This is a genomic window from Ruegeria sp. BE3, from assembly GCF_056538865.1.
Genome location: NZ_JBQFTW010000026.1, coordinates 1 through 1,189 on the forward strand (window position 1 = coordinate 1; position 1,189 = coordinate 1,189).

The window sequence follows — 1,189 nt, forward strand, 5'->3', positions numbered from 1 at the left end:
CATGCGTACGCGTGCCGCCGTTGCCGTTCAGGCTGGCAAACCTTTGGAAGTTATGGATGTGAACCTTGAAGGCCCCAAGGCGGGCGAGGTTTTGGTGGAAATCAAGGCGACCGGCATCTGTCACACCGATGAATTCACCCTGTCGGGTGCCGACCCCGAGGGGCTGTTCCCCGCCATTCTGGGCCATGAAGGTGCGGGCGTGGTGGTTGAGGTCGGCCCCGGTGTGACCAGCCTGAAACCCGGCGATCACGTCATCCCGCTCTACACCCCGGAATGTCGCGAGTGCGAATACTGCCTGCACCCCAAGACCAACCTGTGCCAGGCGATCCGGACCACGCAGGGGCAAGGCCTAATGCCCGATGGGACCTCGCGCTTTTCGACCCTGGATGGCGATCCGATCCTGCACTACATGGGCTGCTCGACCTTCTCGAACCACACGGTCCTTCCGGAAATCGCGCTGGCCAAGGTGCGTGAGGACGCGCCATTCGACAAGATCTGTTACATCGGCTGTGGCGTGACCACCGGCATCGGCGCTGTGATCAACACCGCCAAGGTGGAGATTGGCAGCCGCGCCATCGTGTTTGGCCTGGGCGGCATTGGCCTGAACGTGATCCAGGGTCTGCGTCTGGCCGGAGCGGATCAGATCGTGGGCGTCGACCTGAACCCCTCGAAGGTCGAGATGGCGACCAAGTTCGGCATGACCGATTTCGTCAACCCGAAAGAGGTTGAGGGCGATCTGGTGCCCTATCTGGTCGACCTGACCAAGGGCGGTGCGGACTACACCTTCGACGCCACCGGCAACGTCGGCGTGATGCGTGATGCGCTGGAATCAGCTCATAAGGGCTGGGGTGAGTCGATCATCATCGGCGTGGCCCCTGCCGGAGCGGAAATCTCGACCCGTCCGTTCCAGTTGGTCACCGGCCGGTCATGGCGCGGCACGGCCTTTGGCGGCGCGCGCGGCCGGACCGACGTGCCGAAGATCGTCGACTGGTACATGGAGGGCAAGATCGAGATTGACCCGATGATTACCCACACCATGGGTCTGGACGACATCAACCACGGCTTCGACCTCATGCACAAAGGCGAAAGCATCCGATCCGTGGTCGTCTACTAAGACCCTGCGAAAGAGTTGTTTCAAGACGGCGTGCCAACCGGCGCGCCGTTTTTATTTTCCAGGCCGAGTCGCACC

Annotated in this window: 1 protein-coding gene; it reads left to right on the top strand. The window is 62.0% G+C overall.

The genetic code is table 11. From position 1 onward, the window contains the following. Window position 1: 1 nt before the first annotated feature. Window positions 2-1,114: an S-(hydroxymethyl)glutathione dehydrogenase/class III alcohol dehydrogenase gene (locus ACR0AZ_RS21605; protein ID WP_480471510.1), complete on the top strand. Its 1,113-nt coding sequence runs from the start codon at window positions 2-4 to the stop codon at window positions 1,112-1,114. The last annotated feature ends 75 nt before the right edge of the window (window positions 1,115-1,189 follow it).

Bases quoted from the DNA above. Each gene is read 5' to 3' on its own strand.
- ACR0AZ_RS21605 (WP_480471510.1), top strand. From the start codon at position 2: ATGCGTACGCGTGCCGCCGTTGCCGTTCAGGCTGGCAAACCTTTGGAA.